25 protein-coding genes and 1 pseudogene are annotated in these 18553 nt (G+C 34.5%); all 26 read left to right on the top strand.

The annotated features are described in order from the left end of the window. Positions 1 to 5 precede the first annotated feature (5 nt). Entirely contained in the window at positions 6 to 2216 is a 2211-nt protein-coding gene (locus tag CM19_RS08605; RefSeq protein WP_048100036.1) for an elongation factor EF-2, read from the top strand. A gap of 5 nt (positions 2217 to 2221) precedes the next feature. Then, complete coding sequence (locus tag CM19_RS08600) at positions 2222 to 2941, top strand: HAD family hydrolase (RefSeq protein WP_048100073.1); 720 nt, start codon at positions 2222 to 2224, stop codon at positions 2939 to 2941. A 724-nt stretch (positions 2942 to 3665) separates the two neighbouring features. After that, the gene (locus CM19_RS08595; protein WP_048100035.1) at positions 3666 to 4256 is read left to right on the top strand and encodes a DUF447 domain-containing protein; all 591 of its coding nucleotides are present in this window, start codon (positions 3666 to 3668) and stop codon (positions 4254 to 4256) included. A 9-nt stretch (positions 4257 to 4265) separates the two neighbouring features. Further along, positions 4266 to 5279: an isocitrate/isopropylmalate family dehydrogenase gene (locus CM19_RS08590; RefSeq protein ID WP_048100034.1), complete on the top strand. Its 1014-nt coding sequence runs from the start codon at positions 4266 to 4268 to the stop codon at positions 5277 to 5279. Positions 5280 to 5376: 97 nt separating this feature from the next. After that, positions 5377 to 8505: pseudogene (ileS, locus tag CM19_RS08585) on the top strand (isoleucine--tRNA ligase); the annotation flags it as partial. Beyond that, a complete protein-coding gene (locus CM19_RS08580) occupies positions 8506 to 9000 on the top strand; it encodes a putative RNA uridine N3 methyltransferase (protein WP_052349507.1) in 495 nt (164 codons plus the stop codon). Positions 9001 to 9035: 35 nt separating this feature from the next. Beyond that, complete coding sequence (locus CM19_RS12585; RefSeq protein ID WP_052349506.1) at positions 9036 to 9239, top strand: hypothetical protein; 204 nt, start codon at positions 9036 to 9038, stop codon at positions 9237 to 9239. Positions 9240 to 9284: 45 nt separating this feature from the next. Continuing rightward, positions 9285 to 10307 carry a 50S ribosomal protein L3 gene (locus tag CM19_RS08575; RefSeq protein ID WP_048100032.1) on the top strand — a complete coding sequence of 341 codons (1023 nt, stop codon included), beginning with the start codon at positions 9285 to 9287 and terminating at the stop codon, positions 10305 to 10307. A 4-nt stretch (positions 10308 to 10311) separates the two neighbouring features. Further along, positions 10312 to 11112 (top strand): 50S ribosomal protein L4, encoded by an 801-nt coding sequence (rpl4p, locus tag CM19_RS08570; RefSeq protein ID WP_048100031.1) that lies wholly within the window; start codon positions 10312 to 10314, stop codon positions 11110 to 11112. Then, a complete protein-coding gene (locus CM19_RS08565) occupies positions 11109 to 11357 on the top strand; it encodes a 50S ribosomal protein L23 (protein ID WP_048100030.1) in 249 nt (82 codons plus the stop codon). The genes rpl4p and CM19_RS08565 overlap by 4 nt, the downstream gene beginning before the upstream one ends. Before the next feature lie 13 nt (positions 11358 to 11370). Continuing rightward, positions 11371 to 12087, top strand: a complete 717-nt coding sequence (locus CM19_RS08560) for a 50S ribosomal protein L2 (RefSeq protein WP_048100029.1) — start codon at positions 11371 to 11373, stop codon at positions 12085 to 12087. Between the two features lie 33 nt (positions 12088 to 12120). Continuing rightward, positions 12121 to 12543 carry a 30S ribosomal protein S19 gene (locus CM19_RS08555; protein ID WP_048100028.1) on the top strand — a complete coding sequence of 141 codons (423 nt, stop codon included), beginning with the start codon at positions 12121 to 12123 and terminating at the stop codon, positions 12541 to 12543. A 5-nt stretch (positions 12544 to 12548) separates the two neighbouring features. Continuing rightward, a complete protein-coding gene (locus tag CM19_RS08550) occupies positions 12549 to 13019 on the top strand; it encodes a 50S ribosomal protein L22 (protein WP_048100072.1) in 471 nt (156 codons plus the stop codon). Next, positions 13019 to 13693 (top strand): 30S ribosomal protein S3, encoded by a 675-nt coding sequence (locus tag CM19_RS08545; protein WP_048100071.1) that lies wholly within the window; start codon positions 13019 to 13021, stop codon positions 13691 to 13693. The genes CM19_RS08550 and CM19_RS08545 overlap by 1 nt, the downstream gene beginning before the upstream one ends. Next, on the top strand, positions 13683 to 13925 hold the full coding sequence (rpmC, locus tag CM19_RS08540; RefSeq protein ID WP_048100070.1) for a 50S ribosomal protein L29: 243 nt from the start codon (positions 13683 to 13685) through the stop codon (positions 13923 to 13925). Before CM19_RS08545 ends, rpmC begins: the two co-directional genes overlap by 11 nt. Next, entirely contained in the window at positions 13912 to 14175 is a 264-nt protein-coding gene (locus CM19_RS13555) for a ribonuclease P protein subunit (protein WP_052349505.1), read from the top strand. The genes rpmC and CM19_RS13555 overlap by 14 nt, the downstream gene beginning before the upstream one ends. Positions 14176 to 14183: 8 nt before the next feature. After that, on the top strand, positions 14184 to 14510 hold the full coding sequence (locus CM19_RS08530; protein WP_048100068.1) for a 30S ribosomal protein S17: 327 nt from the start codon (positions 14184 to 14186) through the stop codon (positions 14508 to 14510). Between the two features lies 1 nt (position 14511). Further along, complete coding sequence (locus tag CM19_RS08525; protein ID WP_081801251.1) at positions 14512 to 14928, top strand: 50S ribosomal protein L14; 417 nt, start codon at positions 14512 to 14514, stop codon at positions 14926 to 14928. Positions 14929 to 14938: 10 nt separating this feature from the next. Further along, entirely contained in the window at positions 14939 to 15310 is a 372-nt protein-coding gene (gene rplX / locus CM19_RS08520; RefSeq protein ID WP_048100027.1) for a 50S ribosomal protein L24, read from the top strand. After that, entirely contained in the window at positions 15310 to 16005 is a 696-nt protein-coding gene (locus tag CM19_RS08515; protein ID WP_048100026.1) for a 30S ribosomal protein S4e, read from the top strand. The genes rplX and CM19_RS08515 overlap by 1 nt, the downstream gene beginning before the upstream one ends. A gap of 13 nt (positions 16006 to 16018) precedes the next feature. Next, positions 16019 to 16558, top strand: a complete 540-nt coding sequence (locus tag CM19_RS08510) for a 50S ribosomal protein L5 (RefSeq protein ID WP_048100025.1) — start codon at positions 16019 to 16021, stop codon at positions 16556 to 16558. A gap of 11 nt (positions 16559 to 16569) precedes the next feature. Continuing rightward, positions 16570 to 16734 carry a 30S ribosomal protein S14 gene (locus CM19_RS08505; RefSeq protein ID WP_048100066.1) on the top strand — a complete coding sequence of 55 codons (165 nt, stop codon included), beginning with the start codon at positions 16570 to 16572 and terminating at the stop codon, positions 16732 to 16734. A gap of 5 nt (positions 16735 to 16739) precedes the next feature. Then, positions 16740 to 17141: a 30S ribosomal protein S8 gene (locus CM19_RS08500; RefSeq protein ID WP_048100024.1), complete on the top strand. Its 402-nt coding sequence runs from the start codon at positions 16740 to 16742 to the stop codon at positions 17139 to 17141. A 14-nt stretch (positions 17142 to 17155) separates the two neighbouring features. Further along, positions 17156 to 17701 carry a 50S ribosomal protein L6 gene (locus tag CM19_RS08495; RefSeq protein WP_052349504.1) on the top strand — a complete coding sequence of 182 codons (546 nt, stop codon included), beginning with the start codon at positions 17156 to 17158 and terminating at the stop codon, positions 17699 to 17701. Next, a complete protein-coding gene (locus CM19_RS08490; protein WP_048100022.1) occupies positions 17698 to 18099 on the top strand; it encodes a 50S ribosomal protein L32e in 402 nt (133 codons plus the stop codon). The genes CM19_RS08495 and CM19_RS08490 overlap by 4 nt, the downstream gene beginning before the upstream one ends. Next, positions 18099 to 18551, top strand: a complete 453-nt coding sequence (locus CM19_RS08485; RefSeq protein WP_048100021.1) for a 50S ribosomal protein L19e — start codon at positions 18099 to 18101, stop codon at positions 18549 to 18551. The genes CM19_RS08490 and CM19_RS08485 overlap by 1 nt, the downstream gene beginning before the upstream one ends. The last annotated feature ends 2 nt before the right edge of the window (positions 18552 to 18553 follow it).

The raw sequence follows: 18553 nt of genomic DNA, 5'->3' as shown, positions 1-18553 counted from the left end.
ATATCTTGGTGAAGTATAAAACAGCAGAACAAGTGCTAAGCCTCATGAATGATAGAGAAAGAGTACGAAACATAGGAATTATAGCACATGTAGATCATGGTAAAACAACTACAAGTGATCAATTATTAGCATCATCTGGAATTATATCCCCTAAAGTTGCAGGTGAGGCTTTAGCTTTAGATTATTTGTCAGTAGAACAGCAAAGAGGAATTACTGTAAAAGCAGCTAACGTTAGCCTATATCATGAATTAGAAGGTAGAGGTTACGTTATAAATTTAATTGACACGCCAGGTCATGTTGATTTTAGTGGAAGGGTTACAAGAAGCTTGAGAGCATTAGATGGTTCAATAGTTGTAGTTGATGCAGTAGAAGGGGTTATGACACAGACAGAGACAGTACTTAGACAAAGCTTAGAAGAGAGAGTTAGACCGATATTATTTGTTAATAAAGTTGATAGACTTGTCAAGGAATTAAAGTTAGGTCCTCAAGAAATGATGCAAAAGCTTTTAGAAATTATAAAGGAGGTAAATTCTTTAATAGATATTTACGCTGAACCTGAATTTAAGGAGAAGTGGTCCGTAAATCCAAATGTGGGCACAGTAGTCTTTGGATCAGCTAAGGATAAATGGGGCTTTACATTGCCTATGGCACAGAAAAAGGGAATAAATATGAAGAATGTTATGGAAGCTTATAGTGCGTCTGATAAGTCTAAGATAGCCGAGTTAGCTGCTCAAGTCCCTATTCATGACGCGCTTTTAGATACTGTAATTAAATTTATTCCTAATCCAATTGAGGCTCAAAAATATAGAATACCAAAAATATGGAAGGGAGATCTTGATAACGAAGTTGCAAAAGCAATGTTAAGTTGTGATCCTAATGGGCCAGTAGTAATGATGATAACTGATATGAAAGTTGATCCACACGCTGGTTTAGTAGCTACAGGTAGAGTATTTTCTGGGACAGTAAGACCTGGGGCTGAAGTTTGGTTAGTTAACGCAAAGTCTCCGCAAAAGATACTACAAGTAAGCCTTTACATGGGTCAATATAGAGAATTAGCTGACCAGATTCCGGGTGGAAATATTGCAGCTATTCTTGGTTTAGAGAAAGCTAGATCAGGCGAAACACTTATCGATATAAAGTATAAAGATGTACAAGGTAGTTTTGAAAGTTTGCATTATGTGTCGGAACCAGTCGTAACAATAGCTGTAGAGCCAAAGAATCCCAAAGATCTAACTAAAATGATAGATGCGTTAAGAAAGTTAACTATAGAAGATCCTAACCTAGTCGTAAAAATTAACGAAGAGACAGGCGAATATTTGCTCTCTGGAATGGGTTTCTTACATCTAGAGGTATCGTTACAGCTTCTTAAGGATTACTATGGTGTTGATGTATCCACAACTCCTCCTATAGTGGTTTATAGGGAGAGTGTTAGAGGAAAAAGTCAGATATTTGAAGGTAAATCTCCCAATAAACATAACAAGTTCTATATAAGTATAGAGCCCCTCAATGATAAGACTATAGAGCTTGTATCGAGTGGTACAATTAAGGAAGATATGGACTCTAAAGAAATGGCGAAAATATTAAGAGATCAGGCAGAGTGGGATTACGATGAGGCAAAGAAGATAATTGCGATCGATGAGAATGTAAATCTGTTTATAGATAATACAAGCGGTATTCAATATTTAAGAGAAATAATGGATACTATGCTTCAAGGATTTAGGTTAGCGATGAAAGAAGGACCACTTGCTCATGAACCTGTTAGAGGGCTTAAAGTAGTTTTACACGATGCTGTAATACATGAGGACCCAGCCCATAGGGGCCCTGCTCAAATATATCCCGCCGTAAGAAATGCGATATTTGCTGGAATGTTAACATCAAAGCCCACGCTTCTAGAACCTCTACAAAAACTTGACATAAGAGTTCCAATGGAGTTTGTAGGTAATGTAACCGCAGTCTTAACTAAGAAAAGAGGTAAAATATTAAATATGACACAAACGGGTAATGTAGCAAGGATATATGCAGAGATTCCAGTTGCAGAGTCCTACGAATTAGCTAGTGATCTAAGAGGTTCAACAGGAGGTAGAGCTTTCTGGGGAACAGAATTTAGTAGATGGGCTCCTATTCCTGATAGTATATTACAGGATGTCGTATTGAAGATTAGGGAGAGAAAAGGTTTACCAAAGCAGTTACCAAAAGTTGAGGATTTCTTGTCGTGATAAATATGGAGGATATAAATATTTTTTTAGGCGTTAAAGCTATTATTTTTGATTTTGATAATACACTTGTTAACTTTGAGTTTAATTCTAAAATAGCTCTAGAAGCTGTTGCGCGAGATATTTATGACTATTTGTTAGACATTTTACCTCAGGTATCTTTAGATAAAGTTAAAGGTACTATTTTTAGTATGGCTGAAAAGTTGGATTCTGAGGGAATATATGATAGAACGATCTGGTGGAAAGAAGCACTCCAGGAAATAGGAGCTAGTGCAGATAAAGATCAACTATCTGAATGGGCTTCTCTTTACTGGTCTATTGCTTCAAAAAACCAGGTTTATGATGATGCGGAAGAGTTACTTCGTTATCTTAAAGATAAGGGTTATAAATTAGCCATTATGTCAAATAGTGATGGTGAAGGAGGTAATAAGAGAGCTAGGATAGAGAAAGTTCATATTTCTCGATACTTTGATAAAATTATTGTTGCTGGAGAAAATAATATTAAACCTAAACCAAGCGTTCAACCTTTTGTAATGACTTGTGAAGAACTTGGCCAGAATCTAGGTAGTTGTGTTTACATTGGCGATGATCCTGTAAAGGACTGCTTAGCAGCTAGTAAAGCAGGGCTAAAGTCTATCTTAATAGATAGAGATGGAAAGGTTAAATTTGCAGAACTTTATGCAGATTTTGTTGTGAGAAATCTTAAAGAATTAGAGGAATTCTTTTAATGTCTTTGTTATATTATAGTTGATACACAGATAAATCCAATAGACTTATCTAATTTAGGTTTGATAACCTTCATTAAATTTTGTCTTTTCGGCGATAGTCTCATTCATATCAATAGCTTTTGTCACACTTCAAGGATATGGGAAAGTCTATCCAAAACGTGTAGATTGATTTGTACTATGGGGTTTGGGCTTTACGGACATTTAATGTCATGTTCATGAAACCCTTGGGCTTCACCACGTTCTGAGCCGAAGCTCATCATCGCGATCCGCCCCATTAGCGGGATAACCCTACCCACACCACCGAAGCGGCTGTGGGAAAACTGCACATCCTTAATACCTCTTACCTAATCTTTCACAGTCCCTTCTTCGGGTCTACACACCCACATCTGGGACAAGTTAATTTGTGTTTTTTAGAATATATAGGTATTTTGTTGGAAGGATAAAATCATGAAATGTATAAAAATATCACAATTTAAGTAAAACTGCTCACAACGGCGTACTATATATTAATCTATGATAATCATAATGGATAAATATTTTATAATTTAAAGAACAAAGTATATTATTATTTATTCTCAATATATAGATTCTCTAGATTATATATTTGTTTAGTAAATTATAAATAGTATATATTATATCATTATAATTAATACTTCTTAACTCTTATTCAGTTAATTGTAAAGTGCTATCTAAATTAACCCTTATCTTCAGTTATTAAAATGTAATGCGTCTAAATGATCTCATAAAGAAAACATTTCCAAACGACGGCATTTATGAATCAATAGTTGGTACTAATGGAATATCTAAGAATCTATCACCTATAGGCATAGTTAAAACAGAGAATAGATTGATTATGAAATTATATAAAAATACGGATACAATAAAAAATTTAGCCATATATCCCTTTTGTTCCGTTAATATAGTCCATGATCCTCAACTGTTTTATTTGACTTTAATAGGAAAAGAAATTGACTATAAGATTAAATACGGATTACCTTCATTAAATGGGGTTACAATATATTGTAAGTGTGAAAAAGAGCTTGAAGGTAATCCGAGCGTATTTACTTTAAATCCGTTTGATTACGAGATATCGGACAACACTATAACAGCATTTAATAGAGGTTCGGCATTATTCATCGATTCCCTAGTACATTTTACTCGTCTAGACATAGTTTCTGAGGAAATAAAAGAAGAGATAATACCAATAATTTTATATGAAATTGAAATATCAAGGAAAACTTCTCCTTGGTTAATCCAATATCTTGAAGAGATTGATAAAATTGTAAGATCGAAAAGATATAAGTTAGATCAATAAGTTGCTAATGTGCAATATCTTTTAGCTCTTATCCCAGGAGACGGTGTAGGACCAGAAATAGTAAGCTCATCAAAAAAGATAATTGGAAAGCTAATTGAAAATTATAATCTTAATATAGAGATAAAGGAAATAGAAGCAGGTGACATTGCGATGACTAAATATGGAGAACCTTTACCAAGGCATTCTCTTGAAGTTATAGATAAGGCCGATATTATACTTAAAGGGCCAGTAGGAGAAAGTGCAATGGATGTAGTAGTTAGACTAAGGCAGATGTACGACATGTATGCTAACATAAGACCAGCAAAATCTTTACCTAATACACAGGGGAAATTTGGGGATGTTGATATTATTATAGTCAGAGAAAATACAGAAGACCTTTATAAAGGATTTGAATTCATGCCAACTCAAGACGTTAGTGTGGCTATGAAGATAGTATCTAAGTTTGCGTCCGAAAGAATAGTTAAGGTAGCACTTGATTACGCTAAAACAAGAAAGAATAAGATAACATGCGTTCATAAAGCAAACGTAATGAGAGTTACTGATGGACTTTTTGCAAAGATTTGCAGAGAAATACTAAGAGGAAACGTAGATTTTAATGAACAATATGTAGATGCTGCAGCGGCGAATCTTGTAAGAAATCCTCATATGTTTGACGTAATTGTTACTACAAATGTTTATGGAGATATATTAAGTGATGAAGCAGCTCAAATTGCCGGGAGCTTAGGTCTAGCCCCATCAGCAAATATAGGAGATAAAAAGGCACTTTTCGAACCAGTTCACGGCGCTGCATTTGATATAGCAGGAAAAAATCAGGTTAATCCTACAGCATTTTTACTTTCAGTCCAGCTAATGCTAGATCATTTATATAAGAAGTCAGGCGAAGAGAAATATAAGCTTGCTTCTAGTTCACTATATTCTGCTCTATTGAATGTCTATAATGAGAAGCAATATTTGCCACCTGATGTAGGAGGAAGTAGTACTACGTCAGAAATGACAGATAGAATCTACCAATTAATAAGATAGCTCTACAAGAAATTACTAACGCCTTCTGAAGTAATAATTTTTAAGCCAACTTTAAGTTACACATATGCGGTGATTTAAATTATCCTCTCCTCGTCCTTTAGACAATAAATTTGATATAAAAAATATAGAAAATGAGATATTGGAATATTGGGAGAAAAACTCAGTTTATAAAAAGTTAAAGGAAAGTAACTCTAAGAAAGAAACAAAATTTCTGTTCATAGATGGTCCACCATATCCATCGTCACCGATACCTCATATAGGAACAATTTGGAATAAAGTAATAAAAGATGCAATTCTTCGATTTAAAAGAATAGAAGGATATAAAGTATTTGATCAACCTGGTTATGATACACATGGACTTCCAATCGAGGTTGCGGTAGAAAAAAGGTTAGGCATTTCAAAAAAGCAAGATATTGTGAATAAAATTGGTGTTGATAAATTTATTAAGGAATGTAAAGACTTTGCACTAAAGAATGCTGATGCTATGACAAAAATTTTTGAAGATATGGGAGTTTTCATGGATTGGAATTCTCCATATTATACGCTTAATAATAGTTATATAAGTAATTCTTGGAGCTTGATTAGGAAAGCTTTCGATAAAGGGCTTCTCGAGAAAGATGTCGAAGTACTTCACTGGTGTCCTAGATGTGAGACAACTCTTTCAGATTATGAGGTTTCAGAATATAAAGACCTAGAAGATCCGTCTATATATGTAAAGTTTAGATTAATTGAAGATAAAAATAGGTATCTTTTAATATGGACAACAACACCATGGACTATTCCGGCAAATGTGTTTGTAATGATTAATTCAGATTATGATTATGCTGATGTGAAAGTTGGTAATGATATACTAGTAATCGCAAAAGAAAGAGTAGAAAGCGTCATGAAAGAGGCTAAGATAAAGGAATTCAGCATATTAAGGATATATAAAGGGAAGGAATTGATTGGTTTAAAGTATGAACATCCATTAGAAAAAATCGTTTCAGTTCAATCTAAATTGAAGAATTTTCATATAGTAGTTGACGCAGGTTCTGAGGTTACATTAGAAGATGGAACTGGTTTAGTGCATTCAGCGCCTGGGCACGGTGATGTTGATTTTCAAATAGGAAAAAGAATGAACTATCCAATAGTCATGCTAGTAGACGATACTGGGCATTTTACTAATGATGCGGGAAAATATTCTTCAATGTTTGTAAGGGACGCCACAGACATCATTTTAAGAGATCTCCAGGAGAATAACGGGCTTTTCTTTTCTGGAAAGATAGTACATAGATATCCTATTTGTTGGAGATGCAAATCACCACTTATACTGAGGGCTATAGAACAATGGTTTATCAAAGTAACTAAATTAAAGACAGATCTACTTGACGAAATGGAAAAGGTGACGTGGATACCAGATTGGGGAAAAACAAGAATAGGAAACATGATAAAAGAAATTAGAGATTGGGTTATAAGCCGGCAGAGGTTTTGGGGAACACCACTACCAATTTGGGTATGTAAAAATGATCATATTACGGTAGTAGGCAGTAAAGAGGAACTAGAGAAAATCGCTATAAATAAGGTACCAGAGGATTTACACAGACCATGGATTGATAACGTGGTTATTAGATGTAAATGTGGCGAAGAAGCGCATAGAGTTTCAGATGTTGCTGATGTGTGGTTTGATAGTGGAGTTGCATTTTTTGCTAGTTTAGGACAGAATTGGGTTCGGAAATGGAAGGAAATTGGTCCAGTAGATCTAGTCTTAGAAGGTCACGATCAATTACGTGGATGGTTCTTTAGTCTCCTTAGATCTGGAGTTATACTTTTAGGTAGAAGGCCATACGAATCTGTCTTAGTTCATGGATTTATGTTAGATGAACAAGGTAGAGAGATGCATAAGAGTGCTGGAAATTATGAAGAGCCTTCTGCAGTGATAGAAAAGATAGGTAGAGACACATTAAGGTTATGGTTGCTAAGAAATACTACATGGGAAGATGCTAAGTTTTCATGGAAGTCCCTGAATCTAACATTAAGAGATTTGCAAGTTATATGGAATGTTTATGTGTTTGCAAGCATGTATATGAGTTTAGACAACTTCTCTCCTTCAAGTATAGATCAATATCTAGATTATATGGAATTAGAAGATAGGTGGATACTCTCAAGATACTATAGAGTTCTAGAGGATGTAAAGGAAAGCATGAAATATTATAAAGTACACGAGATGGCCAACAGATTAGTTAGTTTCATCACAGAAGATATGAGTAGATTCTATCTTAGGCTAATAAGAAAAAGAGCATGGATAGAATCAGAGGATACCTCTAAATTAGCTATGTATAACGTCCTCTATGAGATATTGCGTGGTTGGATAATCTTAGCCTCTACTATAATTCCCTTTATATCAGAAAAGATATATAATAGTTTTGTAATAAATCCAAAATTATCTGTAAGTATGGAAGATTTTCCAGAGATTAGACATAAAATGATAGATAACGATTTAGAGAAGACAGTTTCTTTAATAAGGGAAATAGAGGAAGCGGGACTAAATGCGAGGGCTAAGGCATCTATAAAGCTTAGATGGCCTATAAACAAGGCGTATATATTCTTTAGCAGCGAGAGTTCAATGGATCTTTTAATTAAAGCTAAGGATCTACTCAAGGAAGTACTTAATGTTAAAGATGTGGAAATTATGCCTATACAAGAATTCTCAAAGTTTAGTATAGTTCAGATCAGCCCAAATTCTGGTAAAGTAGGAAAAGAGTATAAATCAATATCACCAAAAATAATTAAATATATCTATGAAAATCAAGATAAAATAGTAAGAGATATAATAAATAATAAACCTCATGAAGTTAATATAGAAGGCGTAGAGGTAAAAATTGATAAAACATATGTCAATATCCAAGAAACTGTGAAAGAGGGATACGTTAGTTCAAGATTTAATGATGGAATACTTGTGATATCTAAGGAAATAAGCCCACAAGAAGAGGAAGAAGGCATTGTAAGAGATTTAATAAGGAGAATTCAGTTTATGAGAAAGGAACTAAAATTAAATGTTTTAGATAATATACATATATCAATGATAGTACCAGAGGATAGAAAACAGATGATTAACAAATGGTCTGAATATATATCTAATGAGACAAGAGCAAAGAGTATAACTGTTGGAGAAGCTATTGGCGATTTAGTTACCGAATGGGATATTGATGATGAGAAGTATAGTATAGGTATTAGAAAGGTGAAGTAATTGTTCCCTTATCCTCGAAGAAAAGAATTATCCGTGGCATTATATCCATCTTTTCTAGGAATAAGATCATCATTAATACAAAAAACTTTATTTCTTTCATTTATTTTTAGATTATTACTAACATTTAGGGTAGATAGATTATATTTAATAGATGCACCAAGCCAGGATTTTAACTTTGTAAAGAAAATATTAATGTATTCGATTACTCCTCCATATCTCAAGAAAAATGTTTCAATAGATAAAGATCTTTCGAAGGTAGGTCTTATTTCTCCTATGGATATACAAAGCCATATAGTTCATAGGCAACCAGTTGAAGGCGAGATTAGGAAAGGTAAAGATGGTAATTTTGGACTTAATAGAATGTTTGATGTTAAGACTAGTGCAATTCTAGTGACAGATTGTATAAAAGGTAAATTTATAACCTATCCATATATTTACTATAATGGATTTTCATTGGATAATATATCATTTAAGAAACTCTTAAAAAAAACTTAATTATTGGCAGTAGAAGTGGGGATGATCCCTTCAAAATGAAAAATATAATTAGGGATAAATATGAGGAAAATGGACTAACACTCCTAATTGGTCCACCTGAAGGCAAAGTATTGGAACGTTTTGGAAATAACTCGCATCCTTTAATCCTAAACTTTGTTCCAAAACAAGGAGTATCTAACGTTAGGGTAGAAGAAGCACTCTCTGCATCTTTATCTATACTTAACATGATTCTTGAATAGATACTTTTTTATAATAATGAAAGGTAGAAACAGAATGGATAGAGGATGGGTCATCGAAAGCTTTCATCACCTAGAAGAGGAACAGCTGGGCTTAGGCCTAGAAAAAGGGCTAGCGGGATACTGTTTAGTCCAAGAACTTGGCCTATTTTGGCTACTCAATCTCCTACTCTCCTTGGATTTATAGGATATAAAGTGGGGATGACGCACATTTACTACATTGACGATCTTAAAGGCTCTTTAAATTACGGTAAAGAAATATTTTCTCCTGTAACAGTTATAGAGACTCCACCAATAGTACCTTTAGCTTTAAGGGCATATGTTCTTGGCGATAATGGAGAGCCAGAGGTTTTAACTGATTATTGGGTCGAACCACCAAAAGAGATTAATATTACAAGAAGATTAAAGAATTTAAAGGTAAATAAGGATAAAATGTCAACATTCCTAGAAAAGATAAAAAGTAAATCGAACGAAATATTATACTTTAGAACCATTGTAGCAACTCAGCCAAAGCTTATATCTTCTTTAGGTAAAAAATCACCAGATATTGCTGAAATACAAATAGGAGGAGGCAATGTGAATTCACAGTTAGAATATGCATTAAATGTTTTGGGCAAGCCGTTACAAGTTGAAGCTTTGTTTAAACCTGGTGGTTTAGTTGATATCATTGGAGTAACTAAAGGGCATGGCTTTGAAGGCGTGGTAAAAAGATATGAAGTTATAGAATTACCTAGATGGCATAAACATAGAAAAGGAAGTAGGAAGGCAGGGACTAAGGGTCCATCCTTCGCTACTCCAAGTTATGTTCCGCAACCAGGTCAAATGGGATTTCATAGGAGGACAGAGCACAATAAGAGAATACTTAAGATATCTTCTAATTCGTCAGAAATAAATCCAGCTGGTGGATTTGTAGGATATGGTTTAGTTAAAAACACATACATGCTAATTCAAGGTTCTACAATAGGACATAAGAAAAGGCCTTTATTTTTAAGATATCCTATCAGACCTTATCAAGTGACACCTGAACCTCCAAAAATAACCTATGTAGACGTATTAAGTAAGCAAGGGTGAGATCATGTATACAGAGGTTAAAATAAAAACTGTTCCTATAATCGATATAAATGGAAATCAAGTGAAGGAAATACAGCTTCCATCTATTTTTGGATATTATGTAAGAAATGATTTAATTAGAAGGGCTTTCTTATCATCTTTTACTAAGTCTTTACAACCAAAAGGTAGAGATCCAATGGCTGGGAGGAGAACTACTGCACATAGCTTTGGGATTAATCTTGGTATGGCTAGAGTTCCTAGAATTAACGTTTCAGGAGAAGGAGCGTTAGCCCCTAATACTGTTGGGGGAAGATTGGCATTTCCGCCTTCAACAAAAAAAATCATTGCAGAGGAAATAAATATAAAGGAAAAACGGTTAGCTATAATAAGTGCAATAAGTGCTGGAAGCTATACGGAATTTGTGAAGAAAAGAGGGCATAAAATACAGGAAAAACTTGTACTGCCTGTTATTATATCGGATGAAGTGTGTAATTTGAAGAAGACTAAAGATGTTGTATCTTTTCTGGAAAAGATAGGTCTTTCAGAAGAATTACAGAGAGTTAAGGAAAATAGAAAGATAAGACCCGGTAAGGGAAAAATGAGAGGTAGAAGATATAAAAGAGCTGTAGGTCCGCTCTTTGTAGTTCATAATATGAATCTACCAATAGTAAATGCAATTAGGAACATAGAAGGAGCTGACGTAGTAGCTGCAAATAATTTAAGTATAAACCATTTAGCACCTGGAGGTCATCCTGGAAGACTAACAATATATACCGAATCATCAATTGAGATATTAAAGAAAAGATTAGAGGGCAGATTATTATGATAATCAAAGAAACTTTATCTACAGAAAAGGCTACTAAACTTATAGAGGCTACAAATACTATAGTAGTAATTGTGGATAAAAAAGCTACAAAGGATCAAATTAAATCTGAATTAGAAAAAAGCTTTGAAGTTAAAATAGAAAAAATAAATACAGTAATTACTCCAACCGGTATTAAGAAAGCTTACATTAGGTTAAAACCAGAATATAAGGCGGTAGACCTAGCACAAAAGCTAGGTATATTGTAAAGGTGATATAAAAATGGGTAAAAGTTTACTCCAGCAGAGGGCTGGAAGAGGAAATATTAATTTTAGAAGTCCTGGATGGTTAAGAGTAGGAAAGGCTAGATATCCTAATATAACAGGTTATCATGTAGCTAAGATAATTGACATACTGCATAATCCAGGAATGTTAGCACCATTAGCTAAAGTAAAGCTTGATGACGGTACTGTGTTTTATACTCAGGCAGTACAAGGACTTATTGTTGGACAAAAGATAGAAATCGGTGAAAATGTTTCTCCGTCACTAGGAAATATAGTTACTGTTGGCTCTTTACCAGAAGGTGCTATCGTATCAAATGTTGAAAAATACAGAGGAGATGGGGGAAAGTTTGCGAGAACTGCTGGTTCTTATGCTGTAGTAATGGGTGTTGCTGGTGATAAAGTCCTTATAAAATTACCTTCTGGCAAGATTATGTCCGTTAGTAAGAATGGAAGGGCTACTGTAGGTACAGTCGCAGGTGCTGGAGCTTTAGATAAACCTGCATTAAAGGCCGGTACTTCATACTGGAAATATAAAGTTAAAGCTACTAAGTGGCCAGTAGTAAGAGGAGTAGCAATGAATGTTGTTGATCATCCTCATGGTGGAGGGCTTCACGCTAGTGTCAGTAGATCAAGTACAGTTTCGAGGAACGCTCCACCTGGTCGTAAGGTTGGACATATAGCAGCAAGAAGAACGGGCAGGAGGGAAAGAAAGTGAGATTTATTACTATCAATTTAGAGAGTGGTTTTAATGTCTATTGAGTTTCCTGTAGAATGGCAGAGGTTTAAATATAGAGGAAAGTCAATTCAGGAGTTAATGGATATGCCAATGGATGAATTTGTGAAGCTGCTACCATCTAGGCAAAGACGTTCTCTTACAAGGGGTTTCACTAATCAGCAAAGAATATTATTAGAGAAAATAAGGAAAATGAGGAGAGAGGGTAAAGTAGATAGGACAATTAAGACACATGTAAGGGATTTGATTATATTTCCTGAGATGGTTGGATTAAAATTTGGTGTATATAATGGAAAGGAATTTATTGAATTTCAGATTCTGCCAGAAATGATAGGTCATTATATAGGTGAATTTGCTGTAACAACAAAGAAAGTAGAGCACGGAGAACCTGGATTGAAAGCTACAAGATCCAGTCTATTCTTAGCTATGAAAGGGTGATGTTGTTGGGTTCTTGGAAATATCCTTTACTAGGGGTTGACGAGGAAAAAGTGTATAAGGCTGTCTTAAAGGAAGTACCTGCTTCTTATAGAGATTTGTATAATGTATGTAAAGCTGTAAGGGGTATGAATCTTCAAAGCGCTAAAAAATTCCTAGAGAGGGTTGAAAGAAAAGAGGAGGCATTGCCATTTTATAGATATTCGCATGGTTCATCTCATAGGAGTAATATATCCAGTAAATGGAAAGTGAAAAACGGAAGATATCCCGTAAAAGCTGTACAGTATGTATTAAAAGTCTTAAACAGTGCTGAAAGTAATGCAGTGGCTAAAGGTCTTGATGCAGATAGTTTAACGATCTTACATATAGCTTGTCATAAGGGTATAACTTTAAAGAGGTTTATGCCAAGAGCATTTGGAAGGGCTACAGCGAAATATAGAAGAACTTCTAATATAGAAGTAATGGTAGGTGAGGTATGATGGTTAATATAAAGAAGTATTTTCTACAGAAATCTATAAGTAAAGTAATGGTTGATGAGTATTTAGCTAAGCAGTTTTATAACGCAGAATATGCGGGTGTAGACATAATAAAAACGCCTATGGGAACAAGGATTATAATATATGCAGGACGGCCAGCAATGATAATAGGGAAAGGTGGTAGAACTATTAAGCAGTTAGCTCAAGTCTTCGAAAGGTATTTTAGCTTAGAGAATCCACAAATAACTGTCACTAATGTAGATAACCCTGAATTAAATGCGAGAGTGATGGCATTTAGGCTTGCTGTTGCTTTGGAAAAAGGTTATCATTTTAGAAGGGCAGCATTTATTACAATTAGGAGAATTATGGGAGCTGGCGCATTAGGTGCTGAAGTTATAGTTAGCGGAAAGATAACGTCTGAGAGAGCTAAATATGAGAAACTAAAAGAAGGTACTGTCTATAAATCAGGGAATAGTCTAGAGAAAATGGTGGATAGAGCGATAGCTATTGCTACCTTGAAGCTCGGTATATATGGAGTAGAAGTAGTAATAACTAAACCTTTGAGACCAATAGATAAGATCTCGATTAAAGAAATTCAACCTAGTACGAGTGAAGGAGTAACTGTAACTAACGTGAAAATAATAGATGAAGGAGGTCAGGATAGTAATGCCTCTTAATAATAAGGAGTTATCTCAAATGTCATTAGATCAGCTTAACGAGAAATTAAGGGAACTGCAATTAGATCTTCTTAAGTACAGAGCAGATAGTAGATTAGGTACTCTTAAAAACACATCTATCATTAAGAATACGAGGAAGGATATAGCTAGGATTATGACTACAATAGCCCAAAAATCTAGAGAAAATAAAAGTTCCAATATCAAGAAACCTAAAAGCAATGAAAATTCTTGATTTAATAGGTTTAAAGATAACCGTTTTATATCATTCTAATCCGTATTATATTAATATTTCTGGTATAATTGTTTTTGAGAGTAGAAATTTCTTGTATATAAGGGACCATAAAGGTAAAATTAAACGAATATACAAGATGAATGGAATTTATCAGTTAGATTTTAAAGGTAGTCATATGATAGTTCATGGTTGTAGGATAGTTGGTAGTCCTATTAAGAGGATATATAAAAGGAGGTGGAGTGTAGGTTGAGTCAGATAATGAAAAATATAGGTATTCCGTCAGTTAAAGGACCGACAGCTAAGTGTGATGATAGGTATTGTCCTTATCATGGTGAAATAAGGGTTAGAGGAATAATTCTTGAAGGTAAGTTGATAAAGTATAGGGCAAATAAGATGGGAGTATTTGAAAGAACCTATCTCTATTATAATCATAAATTTAAGAGATATGAAAGAAGGAGAAGTAGAATTCACGTCCATATTCCTCCATGTTTGAATTTAAAAGAAGGAGATAACGTTATAATAGCGGAATCTAGACCCATTTCAAAGTCTGTGTCCTTTGTAGTTGTTGGAAAGGTAGGTGAATAAAATGTCAGAAAAAATTCAGATGTTGGGTTCCAGAAAAGGTCTTACACCAGGGCTTCAGCATAATACTAGAGTTAACGTCGCAGATAATAGTGGAGGAAAAGAGGCTATGATTATAGGTATAGTAGGATATAGAGGAGTACTTAGAAGAGTTCCTTTTGCAAATATTGCAGATTTAGTGGTAGTATCTGTAAAGAAGGGAACTCCTGAAGTAAGAAAACAGAAATTTAGAGCTGTTATAGTTAGGCAAAGGATGCCTTTTAGAAGGCCTGACGGTACATGGATTTCATTTGAGGACAATGCAGTTGTAATAGTTAATCCTGATGGTACACCTAAAGGGACTGAAATAAGGGGTCCTATAGCTAGAGAAGCGGCCGAAAGATGGCCTAAGGTAGCTAGTCTAGCTACTATAGTTATTTGAGGGGAAAATAATGAGCTCAATGAAGCCATCAAAACAAAGAAAAATTGTTTTGAATGCATCTAAACATAAGTTGCATAAGCTTGTAGTCGCTCCGTTAACTATGGAGTTAATTAAAGAATACGGAATAAAAAGGATAAGCGTAAGGAAAGGAGATACTGTAAGGGTTATGAGAGGAAACAATGCTGGGTATGAAGGAAAGGTTACCTCTTTGAATTTGAAACGTGGAAGAATAGCTATTGAAGGGTTAACTAGAAAGAAGGCTGATGGAACTCCAGTTTATATTTGGGTTCATGCATCAAAAGTTCAGATTACCAAGTTAGAGTTATCAGACGAGAGAAGGAAGAAAACAATAGAAAGAAAAGCAAAAGAGGAGAGGAAATAATGGGGCACGTAACTAGGTTTGCATCACCAAAATTTCTAAAAATTTTAAAAAAGGAATATAAATGGACTGTTAGGCCAATTCCTGGTCCACATTCTGCGGGAAGTAGTATACCTCTTGGGGTATTATTGAGAGATTATTTAGGTGTGGCGCTAACATTGAGTGAAGCTAAGAAGATATTATATAATGGGAAAATTTATGTTGATGGAATTATGAGAGTTGACTATAGATTTCCGGTCGGTTTGATGGATGTGGTATCTATTCCTAGTGCTGAACAGTATTACGTAATTTATCCCGATAAATCTAGGTTTATAGCTCCAAGATCGATTTCTTCTGATGAAGCTCAATATAAGCTAAAGAAGGTACTCAATAAGGTGTCCGTAAAAAATGGAAAGATTCAATTGAATTTGCATGATGGTACTAATTTACAGGTCGAATCTAATGATTCCAATTATTATCCCACTTTGTCTACTATTAGGGTTAATTTGACTAATAGCAAAATTGATGCCGTATATACACTGAAGGAGGGTGCTATAGCGATAATTACCGGCGGTAAAAATACAGGTGTCGAAGGAACTATACAGAGAATAAAGAAATTGCCATATAAAACGAGAAAATATTCTATAGTTGAGCTTAAATCAAGCGATAAAAACTATGAGACAAATATGGAGAACGTAATGGTAATTAGTTCATCATAGTAAGGTGTGGTAAATGGAAGGAGAAAATGAAATAGTTGAGAAAAATCAAAATCCGATGAGAAAAGTAAAATTGGCTAAGGTTACTGTAAATATAGGTTTAGGAGAATCTGGAGAAAGGCTTCAAAAAGCATATACTTTATTGGAAGAGTTAACAGGAGTTAAGCCAGTGTATACTATAGCAAAGAAGTCTATAAAGGAATTTGGTGTAAGAAAAGGGCAAATAATTGGAGTGAAAGCGACATTAAGGAGAGAGCAGGCAGAGGAATTTCTAAGAAGAGTTTTACCAGCTGTAAATAACCGTATAAAGAGTACTAGCTTCGATAACTATGGTAACGTTAGTTTTGGTATTGCTGAGCATGTTGTAATTCCTGGGACAAGATATGATCCTGATGTAGGAGTTTTTGGATTGGATGTAGCAATCACTTTAGAGAGGCCAGGCTATAGAGTTGAGAGAAGAAGGAGAAAGACGGCAAGAGTACCGAGGAGACATAAAATATCAAAGGAGGACGCGGTGAACTTTATAAGAGAAACATTTGGTGTTACAGTTATCTAAAGGTGATAATTATGGGTAAATACAAGCCTCCTATGGAAAGGAAACACGGAAGAGGAGTTCAGGTATGTAAGAGATGTGGTAGTAGAGATTCAGTAATTCAGAAGTATGATATTTATTTGTGTAGGCAATGCTTTAGAGAGGTAGCTTCACCTTTGGGATTTAAGAAGTTAAGGTGATATACATGGTTGTCTCAAACACTTTATCTAATGCGTTAACGAGTATATATAATAATGAGATTAGGCGAAACAACTTAGCTGTGATCATGCCTGCCTCGAAACTTATAATTAGTGTGTTAAGGGCAATGCAGAAAGAAGGATATATTGGAGAATTTGAATATATTGATGATGGTAGATGGGGTAAAATTAGAGTACAGTTATTGGGTAGAGTTAATAATTGTGGTCCAATTACCCCTAGGTACTCGTTAAACTATAGAGAGATGATAAATTTACCTCTATATATCAGGAGATATCTTCCCTCGAAAGAGATTGGGATTATCCTAGTGTCTACTCCTAAAGGAGTGATGTCTCATAAGGAAGCAGCTAGATCCAGGCTAGGGGGTATAGCTCTAGGATATGTATATTAAGAAGGTGATATATCGTGTTAACATCCTATATTTTGGAGAAAGTTGAAATTCCTGAAGGGATAACTGTTAGTGTAAATAATAACTCTATAAAGGTTAAAGGACCTAAAGGGGAAATTGAGAGAAATCTACCTAGTTCTAAGAGTATTACTGTATATGTTTCTAATAATTATTTAATAATAGAGGGTAGTTTTCTAAATAAGAGGGAAAAGTCTTTAGTTTATACAATAAAGAGACATGTAGAGAATTTAATAACTGGAGTAACGAGGGGTTATACTTATTATCTTAAAATAATCTATAGCCATTTCCCTGTTTCTGTGAAAGTAGTTGGAAATGAACTTCAAATAACAAATCTTATTGGTGAGAAAAATGTTAGAAGAGCACGCATATATCCTGGTGTTAAAGTTACAGTTAAGGGGGAAGATATAACCGTGGAAGGCATAGACCTAGAGAAGGTAGCTCAGACAGCAGCAAATATAGAGCATGCTTCTAAGATAATTGGGTTTGATAGAAGAGTTTTCGGGGATGGTATTTATATATTCAAAAAAGAGGTGATTGGATGACAAACAAAGAATTAAAGGAAATTAGGGATAAAAAGATTAAATATAACAAGATACTACCGGAATTTCATAGATATAATTGGGATAGGTACTTTAAGTTAGAGAGACAGGATAAATGGAGACATCCTAGAGGTATTGATAATAAGACAAGATTAGGATTAAGAGGATATCCAAAGTTAGTTAAGATAGGTTATAGAAAGCCTAAAAATATTAGAAACCTGCACTCATCAGGTCTTTTACAGCTAAGGATATCCACTTTAAGAGACTTAGAAAGGATAGATAATGAGTTAAAAAGTAAGGTAATAGTGACAATTGATGGCAGGATAGGCCTTAAAAAGAAAATGGAAATTATAAATAAAGCAAAGGAACTTGGTATAGAAGTAACTAATGGTGAATATTGATGGCAGATCTAAAGTTACAAAGGAGACTAGCTGCAAAGATAGGTAAAGTTGGAGAGAATAACGTTAAAATTCCTCAGGAGCACTTAGATGAAGTTAGTGAAGCCTTAACAAGATCTGATGTTAGGAAGTTGATAAGAGAGGGAAAATTAATAATTGAGCATGGGCATCGTGTAAGTAGAGGTCGCTTTAAGGAAAGATCTAAGAAGATGAAACTTAAGAGTGAGAGAAAAGGCGAAGGAAGTAGAAATGGTAAGAAGTCTGCTAGACAAGGTAATCATTTATGGGTTAATAAAATAAGAAAAATAAGAAGATATCTTAAGTGGTTAAGAGATAACAATGTAATAGACTCTCATACATATAGGCAAATGTATAAGAAGTCAAAAGGTGGGGCTTATAATAACCTGAATGAGGTTAGAGCCCAGTTGATACAAATGGGTAAAATAAAAGGATGATA

It is taken from the genome of Candidatus Acidianus copahuensis (assembly GCF_000632495.1).
In the GTDB taxonomy this organism is placed as follows: domain Archaea; phylum Thermoproteota; class Thermoprotei_A; order Sulfolobales; family Sulfolobaceae; genus Acidianus; species Acidianus copahuensis.
This window is presented reverse-complemented; position numbering and strand designations above follow the sequence as displayed.